The sequence below is a fragment of the Acinetobacter sp. XH1741 genome (genome assembly GCF_041021895.1).
Lineage (GTDB): Bacteria > Pseudomonadota > Gammaproteobacteria > Pseudomonadales > Moraxellaceae > Acinetobacter.
The window spans coordinates 2,488,162-2,504,842 of sequence record NZ_CP157428.1 but is presented as its reverse complement, the minus strand read 5'-3'; the positions used below and the strand labels follow the sequence as shown (position 1 = coordinate 2,504,842).

16 protein-coding genes and 1 pseudogene are annotated in these 16,681 nt (G+C 35.3%); 13 read left to right on the top strand and 4 right to left on the bottom strand.

Translation table 11 applies throughout. From position 1 onward, the window contains the following. Window positions 1-55: 55 nt before the first annotated feature. Window positions 56-442: a hypothetical protein gene (locus ABLB96_RS11885; protein ID WP_348897640.1), complete on the bottom strand. Its 387-nt coding sequence runs from the start codon at window positions 440-442 to the stop codon at window positions 56-58. A 187-nt stretch (window positions 443-629) separates the two neighbouring features. Here ABLB96_RS11885 and ABLB96_RS11880 point away from each other — a divergent pair, with 187 nt between their 5' ends. Both ABLB96_RS11880 and ABLB96_RS11875 read left to right on the top strand, forming a co-directional pair. Continuing rightward, a complete protein-coding gene (locus ABLB96_RS11880) occupies window positions 630-1,457 on the top strand; it encodes an RsiV family protein (protein WP_348897641.1) in 828 nt (275 codons plus the stop codon). 255 nt (window positions 1,458-1,712) lie between these two features. After that, on the top strand, window positions 1,713-3,347 hold the full coding sequence (locus ABLB96_RS11875) for a hypothetical protein (RefSeq protein ID WP_348897643.1): 1,635 nt from the start codon (window positions 1,713-1,715) through the stop codon (window positions 3,345-3,347). Window positions 3,348-3,562: 215 nt separating this feature from the next. Here the strand turns inward: ABLB96_RS11875 and ABLB96_RS11870 are convergent, their stop codons facing one another. Then, entirely contained in the window at window positions 3,563-4,726 is a 1,164-nt protein-coding gene (locus tag ABLB96_RS11870) for a multidrug effflux MFS transporter (protein WP_348897644.1), read from the bottom strand. 87 nt (window positions 4,727-4,813) lie between these two features. Between ABLB96_RS11870 and ABLB96_RS11865 the strand changes: the two genes are divergently transcribed. From ABLB96_RS11865 to ABLB96_RS11855, 3 genes are all read left to right on the top strand, one after another. After that, window positions 4,814-5,599 (top strand): helix-turn-helix transcriptional regulator, encoded by a 786-nt coding sequence (locus tag ABLB96_RS11865; protein WP_348897645.1) that lies wholly within the window; start codon window positions 4,814-4,816, stop codon window positions 5,597-5,599. A gap of 265 nt (window positions 5,600-5,864) precedes the next feature. After that, a complete protein-coding gene (locus tag ABLB96_RS11860; protein WP_348897646.1) occupies window positions 5,865-6,314 on the top strand; it encodes a DUF6097 family protein in 450 nt (149 codons plus the stop codon). A gap of 274 nt (window positions 6,315-6,588) precedes the next feature. Beyond that, window positions 6,589-7,020: a glyoxalase gene (locus ABLB96_RS11855; RefSeq protein WP_348897647.1), complete on the top strand. Its 432-nt coding sequence runs from the start codon at window positions 6,589-6,591 to the stop codon at window positions 7,018-7,020. A gap of 239 nt (window positions 7,021-7,259) precedes the next feature. Here the strand turns inward: ABLB96_RS11855 and ABLB96_RS11850 are convergent, their stop codons facing one another. Continuing rightward, complete coding sequence (locus ABLB96_RS11850) at window positions 7,260-7,523, bottom strand: hypothetical protein (protein ID WP_348897648.1); 264 nt, start codon at window positions 7,521-7,523, stop codon at window positions 7,260-7,262. Window positions 7,524-7,753: 230 nt separating this feature from the next. On the opposite strand from ABLB96_RS11850, the gene ABLB96_RS11845 reads away from it, so the two are divergent. The 4 genes from ABLB96_RS11845 to ABLB96_RS11830 all read left to right on the top strand — a co-directional run bounded on the left by ABLB96_RS11845 (window position 7,754) and on the right by ABLB96_RS11830 (window position 12,253). After that, a complete protein-coding gene (locus tag ABLB96_RS11845) occupies window positions 7,754-8,197 on the top strand; it encodes a BLUF domain-containing protein (protein ID WP_348897649.1) in 444 nt (147 codons plus the stop codon). Between the two features lie 503 nt (window positions 8,198-8,700). After that, window positions 8,701-10,122 (top strand): GntP family permease, encoded by a 1,422-nt coding sequence (locus ABLB96_RS11840; RefSeq protein ID WP_348897650.1) that lies wholly within the window; start codon window positions 8,701-8,703, stop codon window positions 10,120-10,122. Window positions 10,123-10,155: 33 nt separating this feature from the next. Then, entirely contained in the window at window positions 10,156-10,941 is a 786-nt protein-coding gene (locus ABLB96_RS11835) for a 3-hydroxybutyrate dehydrogenase (RefSeq protein ID WP_348897651.1), read from the top strand. Between the two features lie 325 nt (window positions 10,942-11,266). After that, complete coding sequence (locus ABLB96_RS11830; protein WP_348897652.1) at window positions 11,267-12,253, top strand: AraC family transcriptional regulator; 987 nt, start codon at window positions 11,267-11,269, stop codon at window positions 12,251-12,253. A 22-nt stretch (window positions 12,254-12,275) separates the two neighbouring features. On the opposite strand, the pseudogene ABLB96_RS11825 reads toward ABLB96_RS11830, so the two are convergent. Next, a pseudogene (locus tag ABLB96_RS11825) lies at window positions 12,276-12,406 on the bottom strand (hypothetical protein); the annotation flags it as partial. A 365-nt stretch (window positions 12,407-12,771) separates the two neighbouring features. Between ABLB96_RS11825 and ABLB96_RS11820 the strand changes: the two are divergent. From ABLB96_RS11820 to ABLB96_RS11805, 4 genes are read left to right on the top strand one after another with little or no spacing between them, the layout of a single operon-like run. Beyond that, a complete protein-coding gene (locus tag ABLB96_RS11820; RefSeq protein WP_348897653.1) occupies window positions 12,772-14,022 on the top strand; it encodes a dienelactone hydrolase family protein in 1,251 nt (416 codons plus the stop codon). 12 nt (window positions 14,023-14,034) lie between these two features. Beyond that, on the top strand, window positions 14,035-14,820 hold the full coding sequence (locus ABLB96_RS11815) for an SDR family oxidoreductase (protein WP_348897654.1): 786 nt from the start codon (window positions 14,035-14,037) through the stop codon (window positions 14,818-14,820). Between the two features lie 43 nt (window positions 14,821-14,863). Beyond that, window positions 14,864-16,102 (top strand): styrene monooxygenase/indole monooxygenase family protein, encoded by a 1,239-nt coding sequence (locus ABLB96_RS11810; protein WP_348897655.1) that lies wholly within the window; start codon window positions 14,864-14,866, stop codon window positions 16,100-16,102. 28 nt (window positions 16,103-16,130) lie between these two features. Continuing rightward, window positions 16,131-16,661: a flavin reductase family protein gene (locus ABLB96_RS11805; protein WP_348897656.1), complete on the top strand. Its 531-nt coding sequence runs from the start codon at window positions 16,131-16,133 to the stop codon at window positions 16,659-16,661. Window positions 16,662-16,681: the final 20 nt, after the last annotated feature.

Genomic DNA, 16,681 nt, shown 5'->3' with positions numbered 1-16,681 from the left:
GAATAATCAAATTCTTACTTAATATAGAACAAGCAATAGGTATTAAAAATACTGGTTACTTTAGTAAGTTGTCCCAACAAAATTCATCCCTATTATTCGCAAAATATATGAACATGCCGATTATATGAAAAAATAAATAACCCATCCAAATTTTTTGAGGAGCAACTTTCAAACCTTCTAATAATATAGTTATAGAATAAATAGTGATCATAAACGTGAAAAAGATGATATAGGTCGTACTTACTATAAATTTATGTCTTGGTGCTAATTGAGCAATTTTATATCCAATCAAAATTTGCATCCCCCAATTTATAATGAGTGTAACTATAGTCAAAATTAATTTCGGTGTATTTAAGCTTTCTAAGGAAGTTTGTTCGATGATAAAAATAGTTTGCCACAGTACAAACATACCAAGAGGATACAAAACAAATTTAAGCCACATAGTTTTTCATTTTCTTATAAACATTTATGTGGGCATTCTATTGAATTATAAAAATAAAATAAATACTGCTTTGAAGAAAATATATCTATATATCAAGTCTCCCTTATTTCAATTAAAATATTCATGAATTTTAAATTCTTTAGAACTCAATTTAAAAGATAAATGAAATTGTGCAAAGGTAAAATTGATGAATAAAAATGTTCTTGGCTTAGTGTTGATACCACTTATATTGAGTGGTTGCGTCAAAAAAGCAGAAGAAAAGACTACAGAAAAAGTAGAAAAAACACCAACTACAAAGGTGAAAGAACTACCTCAAAAAGAAGAGAATGTTATTCCTGCCATGATAGCGCGCAATTTTGTTGTAAAGTTTGAACAACCCAAAATTTGTGGGCCTAATCCAGATGTTGAGGGGATTGTATGTACTTCTAAAGAAGCTATTGCACTTAAAAGTAATATTAATTGGATTGATCAAATAATTGATAAAGAAATCCGTAAGGATTATGCAGATGCTCTTACCCCTCCATCAGAAAAGCAAAAGCAATTAAATCAAACCCAAGCTGAAGGTCTTAATAACTGGTCAGAGAGTGTAGTTTACCGCTTTAATGGGCAGTTTGGTCAATATGTGCAACTTTCAAAAGTTAGCTCGGAATATTCTGGCGGAGCACATGGCATATCCACTTTTGAAGATTATGTTTTTGACTTAAAAAGTAAAAAACGGATTGGATTAAAAGATATTGTAGTTACTGGAAAAATGAATGCACTTAAAGATGAATTATGGAAACAATACGAATATTGGTGTCAAGAAAAAGATATGGAACCCTATATTAGTAAAGAAGACTTTAAAGTAAGTGAAAATTTTTATATTAACCAATCAGGCGGGATTACATTTGATTTTCAGCTTTATGAGTTAGCTCCATATGTCTTAGGTCCTGTGAGTTTAGAGTTACATGATACAGACCAACTGATAAAACCTGAGTTTTTACCACCAAGGCCTGCTTTAAAAACTGAAGTGTAGAGATTCATAATAGTTTGTAAATTGATTAAACCACCTTCGGGTGGTTTGCCTGAGTCTATAAATCAAACCTAACTATTTTTTATTTATCTATCTACAGTTAATTTTATCGACTTTATCAAGCGACATTTTGTGACGCTTATCATATAGTTTTTATTGAAAATAATTATAATAAAGTGCAAATTATATTAGCAAATAATATTTAAGTTATTAAACGATAAATTTTTTGCATTCTAATATTAAATATCTGGATAAATTATGAGTTTGATGACAACAGTAGAAAATATTACAGAATTACTAGCTATTCAAAATCCAGCAGATGGTCAGGTTGTTTATGTTAAATCTTATCATTTAGGGTTGGGGAAAGGTGGCGGTCAATTTGAGTTTAACAGTACTAAAATAAATCAGAATGATGAAATTATAAATTTTAATGGCTGGATCAGAATAAATATTCAAGCTGTAACACCTGAGATGGCAGGAGCAAGAGGAGATGGGATTACAAATGATTCTGAAAAAATACAAAAAATGATCGAATTTATTTTTAAAAATAAATTTTCTATGTATTGTGAATCCACATCTTATGGAATCTCTCAAACTTTAATTATTCCAAGAAATAATGATCAAAGTTTTGTAAATGATAGATTTGTAGAGTTAGACTTCAAAAGATCTGATTTTGTTATGCTAGCAAATACAACATTATTTACTTCCGGTTATTATAATTTAGACAATCTTTTAATTTCTAGTTTTGGTCAACCATTTGAATCGCAAAATACCTATTTTACGCTACTTCAGAACTTTACTATATCCTCTAAAGTAGGGTATTTAACAAAGACTGCGCTGACTCTGCAAGATTGGCATCAAGGTTGCGAAGTTAAAAACATAAGCTCTCATGTATGCCAAACTATTTTAGAGTCGCGACAATCTTTTTATTGTAAATTTAAAAATATTAATGGTTCATATTCTGGTGGTTTAGTAGGAGAAAAGACTGGTAATAGATTTGTTTTTACAGGAGATCACAATCTATGCTCTTTTGAACAGTTAGTTGCAGTGAATTCTATAAATGCTTACACATTTGATGGGTCAGTAACAGCTTGCTATTTTAATGAAAATTCAATCGAGGGTGTAGAAAATGGGTTAATCTTTAATTCAACTGTTTTTGATATTATGATCTCGAACAACTATATAGAAGGAATTACAGGAAGTGTTGTTAAATTTAATAGTTATGTCCATAGTTCAAGATTTTCAAATAACTATATTAACTTTGTGAATCATCCGGAAGCATATTTTATTGAACATATTCCTTTACCCGCTAATAATATTTATATAGAAAGCTCTAATCATTTTATTAATTTAGATAGTGATAAGCAGATTTTTAAAAACTTCTCAGATGTGACATATAGTAATGGTATTGTATTTGAAAGATATAAGACTAATAGTAATGATTATAGAGATTTACTTGCAGACAATATGTTTTTTAGTAAAAATATGACAATAAAAAAGGATTACCAGTTCACAGGCTGTTTAGGTAAGTCAACTAATGTTTATGTGAGTGGAAACTATGCAGGACGTTTTTCAAAAGGGATGGATGGGTTAAATGGGGCTAAATGGGTTAATACTTTTGGCACAGATTTGAAAATTGAAACAGCTATTTTAAATTCTCAAACACAGCGTATTTACGTAAATCTTGCAATTGATAATGGAAATACAGTTACATTTATTGCGGGTGAGTTTATTGGGGGATGGTCACACTCAAATTTTTATAAATTTACTGATACTGGTTTAATAAAATCAAATGATCTAAATCTTACTGTTGGTGAGGAAAATTTTGTTCAGATTAACGGAAAAATGTTAGATCAAATAACTCAAGTTGTTGGTGAAGTAAGATTAATTTAAATATTTAATAATTAGAACCTATCAATTGATAGGTTCTCCTCTTTAAATATTTTTATAAAAATATATTATTATATTGTAGGATAATATGGGGTTTTAGAAAAGTATCTTCAGTTGATGCTAATTATCGTTTTTCATTTGGCTACACTTACCAATGGTAGGAATAATAAATCTGTGAAGTAAATTAAAAATATGATTTATCTTACAACAATTAAAACTTATAGTTCGCTAGTATATTGGTCATACTTTAGACTTGGTTTAAGAATTAAGCCTACTGAAGCACAGACTGTAAGAACAAGGCCTAACTGTTGTATTAAACCAGCAAGTCCGAGCATACAACCCAACAGTAAATAATACGTTAAGCCGAATAACGCACCAGCTTTGCCTGCTTGTTCTCGATAATGACGTAGTGCCTGACTAAGTATGTTTGGAATGGCAATACCGTATGCAAGAACAACCCCAGTCATAGGAATTAAGATCCATACTGTTGTTTGTAATATCCAGGCAATCAAGCTAGATAAAAATGCGAGTTGACACGCATGTCTTACCAATATTTCTGGTTCAATATTTGAGGCAAGTAGTTTTCGATTTAGTAAACTGCCTATAAGAGATGAAATTGCTAGTAATAATCCTGTCCATCCAAACGTTTCCGAACTCCATCCAAGTTGATCGAAAAGAAATGGAGCAAGGCTATAATAACTAAAAATCATTGTATTAAGCAGGGCAACTAATAGGGCGTTTTGCCAAAGCGAATTATCATGAAACATACGAATAGCAAGTGGCCGTATTCGAATATGAGTTATAGGAAAAGACCGAGTTTCAGGTAGAAAAGTAGCATTTAGTATTAACAATAGTATGGCAAGTAAAAATAAGGCAATAAATACACCTATGTAACTCCAATGACTTACTAGCCATCCTCCACTTATTAGACCGAAAACAGGGCTTACAGCTAAAGCTGCCCCCATAATTGAAAATACACTCGCTAGTTTTGCTGATTCATAACTGTCACGAAGCATGGTTTGCACTACGACAGATCCAGCAGCAGCACCAAAAGCTGAAATCATACGGGCGAGTAATAAAAATTTGAAATTTATTGTTGTGATTGCTAAGAGTGTTCCAATTCCATAACAGATCAGTCCTAATATCATTGCAGGGCGACGACCAATTTGGTCACTCAGCCATCCCCATAATGCTACACCTACTGCAAAGGCGATGAAATAAACAGAAAGTGTCTGAGCGGCTTGATTAGGACTAACTGCAAATGATTGAGAGATGTAAGGTAGTGCTGGGCTGTATATGGTTTCAACCAACTGTGGAAACATAATAAGAAGTGTTAAAAGCCATAATGGTGGACGATGCATAGCATTCATAAAATATCTCAATAAATGAATATTAAAGATTATTATTCTTGAAAGAAAAAAGTCTGATTATCATAATAAAGACTAAATATATTAATTATTGGACAAATCGTGAAAATTGCGCCGGACACTCTTTTTGATCCAGATATTTTTACAGATCCAGTAATAGGTATTGCATCCGATATAGGAGCACATGATTCAGGTCAGCATAGTCATCTTCGTCATCAGTTACTTTTTTCAGCTGCCGGTAGTATCACAATAGAAATAGATAAAACGATTTATTTGCTTCCACCACGCCGTGCAGCTTGGATTCCAGCAGGTACAATTCATCGCGCAATCATGCGTGGTGTGATGGCTTATCGCTCACTGTATTTTTTACCAACATCAGACTTATCTCAGTTGCAAATACAAATTGTTGAAGTCAATCCCTTATTTTTTGAAGTAATAGAAAGAATGGCATTTTGGCCATGGCGAATGCAGGCTGAACAACAAGCAAGTTTACTCACTGTTTTTTGTGAAGAGATATGGGCTGCACAAAGTGAAAATTGGCAATTAATGTATCCATCAGATGCTCGTCTGGAATTATGGCTAAACCGCGTACGTTTGGGGGAATTACCTCCGCGGTTAAGGCAACTCGCCCAGTTAGTAGGTGCTTGTGAGCGTACTATTAGCCGAATATTCATCCGTGATACCGGAATGAATTATCAAAACTGGAGACAGCAATGGAGATTATTAAGAGCGATGGAAATGCTAGCAGAAGGAAGACAAATAAGTGAGGTAGCGCAGCAATTAGAATTTATCAGTGATAGTGCATTCATCGTTTTTTTCCGTCAGCATACAGGTATTACTCCAATTCGTTATCTACGAAATATTTTCGATAAAAATTCGTATAAATAAAATTTTTCTCTATCTGTAATATTAGAGTCAATTTAAAAACCCAGTAGGAAAATTATTATCTTTAATTACTTGAAGTTAATCATACTTCTTCACAAAATTTGATGTCATTAAAATTTTATTAGAAACAGCAAAGTATTCAAAAAGGTTAAAGTAGGTTTGGGATTTTGATTCAATTTAATTTATTACTTTTATGTTAAAAAGCAGTTACTAACATAGTATTTCTACTAAAATCCCTATTTTTTTACTGACTATACTATGGTTTTTTATGGGAAATTTAAGAATTCTAGGTGAAACACTAGAAGATGCAGAAATATTAAAAGATGTTCAATATCATATTAAAGATAAGAGATTACCTATATCACTAAAGGATGATTTGAATAGACAAGTTTTTGAAGTTGAAAAATATTTTGGTGAAGATGAGTTTAAGAAACTTGAAGTTAAGAAAAATAGAATTAATATCTGGACAGGAATTCTTGCAGTTCCGATACTAATTTATTGTATTGCTTTGTTCTTAAGCCGATATATACACAATTTTGGAATAAATATTGATGTAGATATGATGAATCATATGTTATTTGATAACGTATTAAAGTATGTATGGCTTGTTATTCTTTATGCTGTAGCGTTCTTTGGATTGATTGGTTACTTCTACTTACTCAATAATCAAAGCAAAAAATTAATTGAAAAGAATGTTGAGAAGCTTCTAGTTAACTAAATTTTAGAATATTTAAGCCTCGCATTGTCGAGGCTTTCAGTTAAAGTTTTAAGTATTCTCTTTGTAAGTTATATTTTATAAAAATTCTACAAAGCCTTAGCAGTAATGACTTTTAAAAATCAGAAACTGAATTATGCATGACTAGTACGATCATACTGACAATAAAAGCTTTAAATTTCTAAAGGTAAATGAGCTAGGAAAAGAAATAATGTTTAAAAATTTAATAATTTCAAGTATAAAAGAATCTATTACTTTATAAGAATGAGTTATTAAAATGTCTCCTATCAAAGTACTTTTTGTTGCTGGATTTGGACCAATTACAAGAGTTAATCAAGAAAGTAAATCACTCTATCTCGACACATTAGGCCTTCCTATAAAAGCGATGGAAGGTAATGAATCTTACATGAGTACAGAAGATGGAGAGCTTGGCGGTGTAAAACATTTTGCACTGTGGCCATTAGACCAAGCAGCAAAGTCCTGCTTTGGTCGAAAAGAATGGCCCGAAGAGTTTACTATCCCTCAAAGCTGGATTGAGTTTGAAGTTAAAGATATTAATGAAGCTTCAGCTCATATGATTTCTAAAGGATATCATTTACTAGTAGATAATCGTTTAGAACCATGGGGACAATCAGTTACGCGCTTTTTAAGTCCAGAAGGAGTACTTACAGGATTAACAGTTACACCATGGTTGCGTACACCCAATTAATAAATTTTCTATCTTATCCATAAGCAATAGGTGGTTATACCTATCAAGAGACTATAAGCTTTAAACCTGAAGTTGGAAATAACGATGAAGCTTGGTATCGTGAAATGATCATTGTTGCAGTATAAAGTTCCGTTAATACGCAAAATAAAACTGATAAGTTTTACACTACATAAACTTTTGAGAAGCTCCTTTTGGGGAGCTTCTTATTTCAAATAAAACTCATTAGACAAGTCTTTTAATCACGAATACTGCAGTTTAGTTTTCTTCGTTAAAATCTTGATAATCTTAAAAACCTGTTTACCCAGCTTTATCTTTTGATGAACGATGGCATTGTCGAGTTGATCCCAAAGTTCGAATGGGAAAAATTCTGAATTATGATCAAACACCCATAACCATTGATGACTATGGGTTAATGTATCATTATCAAAACGAACATCTTGAACTTTGACAATCTTAAATTGCTTATGATGTTCGTCTTGAAGAATAATTTCATGGTTCTCCATTAGACATCCACAAATTAAAGACAATTTTCAATTCTACTAATATTCAGATTTTCTGGTGAGTTGATTAGGTTGGTATTCATTTACAAAAGATTTCTGGTTGTTAAAGTTTGTCATTTTCAAAACGATAATAATCTTTACTCTTAAAATACAAGGTTTTAAATAGGTCAGGTTGTAAGCGGGGTGTGTAGCTGTCAGAATGCCTAACTGACATCTATCTTCGAGTTATCGCTATGAGTTTAATAGGCTTTATGTATGCAAGTAAAACCAATAGTGAACATAGTCAAGTAAAACAAGATTTAATTGATATCCTCACAGAAGCAGTCAGATTCAACTCTTATAATGATATTACGGGAGTACTTTACTATGGTAATGGGTATTTCTTGCAGTATTTAGAGGGCGAGAAAGAACAGGTTGAATCGCTGTTTTATAATTCAATTTTAAAAGATTCGCGACATCAGAACTGCGAAATCATCTTTTCGGAACCATCCGAGCAGCGGTTATTTAAGCATTGGAGTATGAAATTTGCTCCTATAAATACGAAAATAAAAGATTTCTTTTTTCAACATCATGTTGATGAGTTTAACCCGTATTTGCTTAATACTACCTCAATTCCATCTTTTATTGAACTGCTTGTAGATCAACCAAATCTTAAAGCTGATCAATATCAAATTTAATCAACGCTAGGATCTGAATTAGAGTAGTTTTCTACTTAAAAAGCCCTCTTTAGAGGGCTTTTTAAGTTTAGTTGTGTTAGTTCTTTAGGCCCCTCAGCGCACTTAGACATGTAATTCATATAAAAGATTTTTCTAATATAATATTTATAAAAAATTAGAATTAACTTATTTTAAAGATATATTAACTAATCGCCTTTGTTAAATAATATCGAGATATTTATCTAATTTACTCAATAATTAATAAGTTTTATAAAACAATAGATTTTTTTAGTTAATTGAATTTTACTAAGTGACTATTTTAAGTGGCTGTATTTTATTGTTATTTTAAATTTTAAATAAATTACATTGTTTTTAAATATTTTAGTGATATTTTATTTTTAAGCTCATTTACCTATTGCCATACATGGATATTGTGATTTTTATCATTATAGGTTTGGGATAACCTAAATATCTTTTGGTAACTTTATTGAACCTAGTATTTATTCTTTAGGGAGAAAGAATATATGTGGGAATTATTTGTAATTCTACTTTCACTTGGGCTGTTAATGTATACAGCTTACAAGGGCTTTTCAGTCATTCTCATGGCACCAATTTGTGCCTTACTTGCAGTTCTACTTATAAATCCAGCCAATGTTTTACCATTTTATTCAGGTGTTTTTATGCCCAAAATGGTGAACTTTATTAAAGATTATTTTCTTGTCTTTTTGCTTGGCGCAATTTTCGGTAAAGTCGTTGAAATGTCAGGAATTGCTGAGTCTATCGCTCGAACTATTGTAAGATGGATTGGAGCAAAGAAAGCAATTTTAACGGTTGTATTGCTAGGTGCAATTTTAACCTATAGCGGTGTAAGTTTATTTGTTGCTGTATTTGCCATTTATCCTTTTGCAAACCAGCTTTTTAGACAAGCTAATATTCCAAAACGTTTAATTCCGGGAACTATCGCGCTTGGTGCATTTACCTTTACTATGGATGCCTTGCCAGGTACGCCTCAAATTCAAAATGTAATTCCAACCACATTCTTTGGTACAAACATTTATGCCGCACCTTTCTTGGGAATTATTGGTGCTATTTTTGTTCTATGCATGGGTTTAACCTACTTAGAATGGCGTCGCCGTACTGCTGCAAAAGCGGGTGAAGGGTTCTCTGGTTTTGGTATAGAAAATATGCCGTCTCAAGAAACTGAAGCCGATATGAATTTGCAAAACAATGGAAGCTCCGCTCGTCAGTTTTTAGCGTTTGTACCGCTTATTCTTGTTGCAGTAATGAACAAATATTTGTCTAAAGCAATCAAAGAGTGGTATCCAAATGGCTTTGATTTTGCCACCGTTGGTTTAGCAGATTACACCGTAGATGTTGCCAAAACTAGTGCGATCTGGGCGGTTGGCCTTGCGCTTATTGTGGGAATTATTGCTGCAATTTTATTTGATTATCAGCGTGTAGTAACTAATTTTAAAGAAGGTATTAATGCAAGTATTGGTGGCTCACTTTTAGCAGTAATGAATACAGCTTCTGAGTATGGTTTTGGTGCGATTATTGCCTCACTACCGGGCTTTGCTTTAATTAGCCATGCAATGAGCAGCACTTTCACAAATCCTTTAGTGAATGGGGCAGTGACAACAACCGTTTTAGCAGGTATTACCGGTTCAGCTTCTGGCGGTATGAGTATCGCTTTGAGTGCAATGGCTGAACATTATAACGCCGCGATTTTAGCTGCTGGTATTCCACCAGAAGTTATGCACCGTGTGGTTGCGATGGCCTCAGGTGGTATGGATACCTTACCGCACAACGGTGCCGTTATTACTTTACTTGCTGTTACAGGGTTAACCCATAAACAATCGTATAAAGATATTTTTGCAGTTACGGTAATTAAAACATTAGCTGTATTTGTGGTGATTACGGTCTTTACCGTAACGGGTATTGTTTAAATCAGCACGTTATAAGTATTAAGGAGTAAATAGATGACGAAAATTTTAGACGGTAAAGTCGCTTTTATTACAGGTTCTGCAAGTGGTATCGGTCTAGAAATTGCCAAGAAATTTGCTCAAGAAGGTGCAAAAATTGTCATTTCAGATATGAATGCCGAAAAGTGTCAAGAAACAGCGAACTCCCTTAAAGAGCAAGGTTTTGATGCACTATCTGCACCCTGTGATGTAACCGATGAAGATGCTTATAAACAAGCAATTGAACTCACTAAAAAGACCTTTGGAACAGTTGATATCTTAATTAATAACGCTGGTTTCCAACACGTTGCACCTATCGAAGAATTTCCAACTGCTGTTTACCAGAAACTGATTCAAGTCATGCTCACAGGCTCTTTTATTGGTATTAAACATGTCTTTCCAATCATGAAGGCTCAAAAGTCTGGTCGTATTATTAATATGGCTTCAATTAATGGCTTAATTGGCTTTGCTGGGAAAGCTGGTTATAACAGTGCTAAACATGGCGTAATTGGTTTAACAAAAGTTGCGGCATTGGAATGCGCACGTGATGGTATTACGGTAAATGCTTTATGTCCAGGCTATGTGGATACACCACTGGTTCGTGGTCAAATTGCAGATTTGGCTAAAACTCGTAATGTGAGTTTAGATAGTGCTCTTGAAGATGTAATTTTGGCCATGGTTCCTCAAAAGCGTTTGTTGTCTGTTGAAGAAATTGCTGATTATGCGATTTTCCTTGCAAGTGACAAAGCAGGTGGTGTAACAGGTCAAGCTGTCGTTATGGATGGTGGCTACACAGCACAATAATTTTAAGCATTTTATAAAAGCCGCTTATTTTAAATAGGCGGTTTTTTTATTTGTTAAAAATTTATGTTTATCTACTGGTCAAAATAATGATTTAACTCTACGATAACTGTTTATAAAAATCTAATAGAATAAGTTTATTAAGGTATGTAATTATACTTTAAAGGTAATTAACTTATTTCCATTTTTAAAATCTAATAGAGTGTGAGTAAGTAATATTTACTCTCTTTCTTGATTCAATTTTTTTAGGAAAACTCGCCAATTAAAGGATATTAATTGGCATACAAGTTGCTTTTTAGCAATAAGTTATTTAGCTAGGTGAAAGGATATGATATCACTCAGCCAACAGATGGAACTCAATCATTATTCACGCAAAGCCGAATTTGCGCAGAATTTGATGTCCACAATTTGTGGTGAGCACCGTCTCGATACTATTTATAAAGATACTCTTGACTTTCATTATGATGGGATGCGGTTGCCTACTAAAAAAATGGCAATCGGTACAATCAGTTATGGCGCAAACGTTGCCATCAACATCTCACATTTAAAAGCTTATAGCATTAGTTTGCCTATACAGGGGCGACAAGCCCTTAACATTCGTGGCGCTCATTATCAGTCTGATGAAAACAGAGGCCTTATTGTTTCAAATAATGATCAACAAGATCTGATTATCGATAAAGATTGTAGAAAATTTCAGGTGGTTATTCCTGAAAGGAGTATGCAGATTGTCCTTGCCGATTTACTCAATAAACCGATAGAAACTCCTATTATTTTTAATCCAGAAATGCATTTAGACTCCGAGCAACTGATTGGTGCATGGTGGAAAAATATTCAAAATTTTGTACAGCTAAAATCGCAATATAGCAATTTTTATGGTTTGCAAATGTTATCTGAGGACTATGAAAATTTTGTAATTAAAGCGTTATTGTTGTCTCAAGAAAACAACTACTCTGAAGCCTTAAAGTCACTCTCACATCAGGATGAGCCAGCTTATATTCGTAAGGTCCGTAATTTTATTATTGAACATGCGCACGAAGAAATTTGTGCAGAAGACTTGCAACGTCTGGCAGGGGTTTCAAAATCAAAATTGTATGATGAATTTCAACAGTACTGCGGTACCAGCCCAATGTCATATTTAAAAAAATATCGCCTCCAACAGATTTATAAAATCTTGAGCACTACAGGAGCAGATAGAAAGATTTCTATCTCAAAGCTTGCCTATGAGTGGGGCTTTAACCATTTAAGTCGTTTTTCTCAAGAATATCGGGAAGAGTTTGGAGAAAATCCAAGTGAGACCAAAAGCAAAATTTTCTGATATTTTATGTATCGATTAATGTCTAGAGACTTTGTTTGAGCTTTAATACTTGTTTGTAGATTTCTCACAAATCACTTTCCAGCTAAGTGCAATAAATAAAATGAAGGTTAGTAATGTAAGAATAAAAAAAATACCGCTTAAGCTTAAGTGAAAATGAGCGAGCCAAATAAAGCATCTATCGTTTTCATATGTATTCCTTCTTAAAATTATTTAATTCCCTGAGTAATTCAATGCACTCGTTACAAAACCTGTGGCTTTGATTGAACTATTTTTAATCAGCTCTCACTAACCAATAAGTCCTCATCTTCATCCATTTTTTCCAAATTAGATAAAAAGTATTAATTTAATTTTTTAATTTAAAGTTATGAAATTTATTGGTTTTCTTATTTTTAATGTTTTATTCATTTTTATTGATTTTGATAATTGCGCAGAGATTGGATAGTGCTTGCAGCTTTTGGACAGTCTAAAAAAATATTCGGATAGAAGATAAAGCCATAACAATGTCAGGAGTTGACACTATGGCTGGTCAAACCGTTCAAATTAAAACAGCATCTGGAAAACAGTTCAGTGCATATCTAGCGACACCAGAAACAGGAAAAGGACCTGGAGTGGTGCTTTGTCAGGAAATTTTTGGTGTTAATGCAGCCATGCGAGAAAAAGCAGAATTTCTTGCAGAAGAAGGCTATACCGTTTTAGTTCCTGATTTATTTTGGCGTTTAGCACCTAATATCGAACTGGGTTACACACCAGAAGATTTTCAAAAAGCTTTCGAGCTTTATCAGCAATATGATGAAAACCTTGGTGTTGAAGATATTCAGGACAGCTTATCTTTTTTAAAGACTCGACCAGAATGTGACACCTCTACAGGCCTCGGTGTGGTGGGGTACTGTTTGGGTGGAAAGCTTGCGTATCTGGCGGGTTGTCGACTTTCGGAAGTGGCATGTGCCGTCGGTTATTACGGTGTAGGCATTGAAAAAACGTTAGATGAGTTAGCCAACGTAAAAGGACGATTGGTTTTACATATTGCAGAACTGGACCAATTTACACCGCCAGATGCGAGACAAGCGATTGTCAATGCAGGCAACCAATATTCAAATATACAAATTTATGTTTATGACGGTGTTGATCATGCTTTTGCACGACCAAAAAGCAATCATTATCACAAACCTTCAGCGCGCTTTGCTCATGAGCGTACAGTAACTGCACTACATGAAACAATTGGGCCGAAATATGACCTAGTCGCGCTATGGGAAGAACATATTCGTCATGAGTTTGATACACGTGATGTGCCAGCAACCATGGCAACAATGGTCGCGGAGCCTTATGTCAACCATATTCCAACCTTAACTGGTGGTGTGGGTCAAAGCCAACTTGCCCGTTTTTATCAATATCACTTTGTTCATCAAAATCCGAAAGATATGAAGATCACTTCGATCTCTCGTACGGTTGGCTCAACGCAAGTGGTAGACGAGTTCATTATGAGCTTTACACACGACGCTGAAATTGACTGGTTATTACCGGGTGTAAAACCGACTGGTAAATATGTCGAAATTCCAATGTTAGGTGTAATTCAGTTCAGAGGCTCAAAGTTATGCCATGAGCATATTTACTGGGACCAAGCGTCGGTGCTGGTACAGATTGGTTTATTAGACCCAACAGGTCTACCTATTGCAGGTGTAGAGACCGCACGAAAACTTCTTGATGAAGATCTTCCTTCAAATACGTTGATGCCATCTTGGTCAAGTAGTGAAGGCAAGCCAGTCAATTAAGGAGTATCTGCAATGAATATAGATTTAAAAGGAAAAGTCGCTGTCGTAAGTGGTGGCGCAACACTGATTGGTAGAGCCGTTGTACAAGCCTTGGTCAGTGCAGGTGCTCATGTCGCTATTTTAGATATCGATGCTAAAGGCAAGGCAATAGCTGAAAGCTTTAACCATGATGTGATGTTTATTCAAACCGATTTAACCAGCGATGCGGCTATTCAACAAGCTGTGGCAGATATTCACCAACATTTAGGTGAAGTGAGTTACTTGGTCAATCTGGCATGTACATATTTAGATGACGGTTTTAAATCTTCACGTCAGGACTGGTTACAAGCACTCGATATTAATTTGGTCTCTACAGTTGAGCTGAGCCGTGCTTTATACAATGACCTAAAAAAGCAGCAAGGTTCAATCGTTAATTTTACTTCAATCTCGGCCAAAGTGGCACAAACAGGGCGCTGGTTATATCCAGTGTCTAAAGCCGCGATACGTCAACTCACACAAAGCATGGCAATGGATTTTGCTGCCGATGGTATTCGCGTCAATTCTGTTTCACCGGGTTGGACATGGTCTCGTGTCATTGCAGAAGTCAGCGGTAATAACCGTGAAAAAGCCGATAACGTAGCAGCCGATTATCACTTACTCGGCCGATTGGGCCATCCCGAAGAAATCGCCAATGTTGTTTTGTTTTTATTGTCACCTGCTGCGAGTTTTGTGACCGGAGCAGATTATGCGGTCGATGGCGGATATTCAGTGATGGGCCCTGAAGGATCACAGCCCGCTATTCCACGTTTAGCCGAATAGCACAGCGTTTTAAAAGCACATTTAGAAAATTATGGAGAATATTATGCGCCGTATTGCAATTGTTGGAGCAGGACAGTCTGGTTTACAGCTTGGTTTGGGCTTATTAGATACAGGCTATGACGTGACCATGATCACCAATCGAACTGCCGATGAAATCCGCCAAGGCAAAGTCATGTCAAGCCAGTGTATGTTTCATACCGCTTTACAAACTGAACGTGACTTAGGACTAAATTTTTGGGAAGAACAATGTCCAGCGGTAGAGGGCATTGGGCTAGCTTTAGTTAACCCTGAAAATGGTGGTAAAGCATTTGAATGGAGTGCGCGTCTTGAGCGCTATGCTCAATCGGTCGATCAACGCGTCAAAATGCCATATTGGATGGAAGAGTTTGAACACCGTGGTGGTCGATTAGTGATTCAGGATGTAGGAATAGAAGAGCTAGAACAACTCGCAAACGACTACGAGCTTGTATTACTCGCGGCTGGTAAAGGTGAAGTCGTTAAACAGTTTGAGCGTGATGATACACGTAGTATTTTTGATAAACCACAGCGCGCTTTGGCATTGACCTATGTCAAAAATATGAAGCCAATTTCACCTTATTCACGTGTGACTTTTAATATTATTCCAGAAGTCGGTGAGTACTTTTCTTTTCCGGCACTGACCATCAATGGGCCTTGCGACATTATGGTGTTTGAAGGAGTCCCAAACGGACCAATGGACTGCTGGCAAGATGTCAAAACACCTGAACAGCATCTGCAATGCAGTTTGGATTTACTCAAGAAATTTGTGCCTTGGGAATATGAACGCTGCGCAAATGTTGAGTTAACCGATGCTGGTGGATATTTAGCAGGACGTTTCCCTCCGACCGTACGCAAACCAATTTTGACATTACCCTCTGGCAAGCAAATTTTTGGTATGGCAGATGCCTTGGTAGTCAATGACCCGATTACTGGTCAAGGCTCAAACAATGCAGCTAAGTGTAGCAAAATCTATTTCGATGCCATTTTAGCCAATGATAATCAAAGCTTTAGCGAACAATGGATGGTTCAAACTTTTGAGCGTTATTGGGCCTATGCAGAAAAAGTAGTGGCTTGGACCAATAGCCTATTAGTGCCACCACAGCCTCATGTTGTTGAACTATTAGCAGCCGCAAGCCAAAACCAGGGCATTGCTTCCATTATGGCAAATAACTTTGATGACCCGCGCTCTTTTGCTCCTTGGTGGTTTGATGCAAATCAAGCTCAAGCATTCTTGGCTTCAAAAACCGCAGCAAAAGTGGCTTAAGGTCAAAATATCAAAGGAAGAATTAAAAATGGACACAATTGAAACTTTAGCTTTACAAACGATTAATGCTAAAAACCCAAGAAAAATCCGTAACTTACTTGGACAATTTGCAACTGGCGTTACCGTGATTACAACTCGTGGTAAAGATGGTCGGAAAATAGGCATGACAGCCAATTCATTTTCTTCATTATCTTTAGATCCGCCATTAATTTTGTGGAGTCTTTCAAAAACAGCGCCAAGTCTGTCTGATTTTGTTGAAGCTGAATATTTTGCCATTCACATGTTGGCGCAAGAACATCATCAGCTTTCTGGGCATTTCGCTCGAGGTACCGAAGATAAATTTGCAGGCGTTGCACATCAACAATGCAATGCAGGCGTTCCAATTTTGACCGATGCACTCGCAACCTTGGTTTGCCGTAATGTAAATCAATATGAAGGCGGAGATCACCTGATTTTTATTGGTCAAATTGAACAGTACCAACAACGCCAAGGTGAACCATTGGTATTCCACGCAGGAAAGTATCGGATTGCCGCTGGGCATCCAGAATTAGCACATTAATTCACCACAATCACGATCAA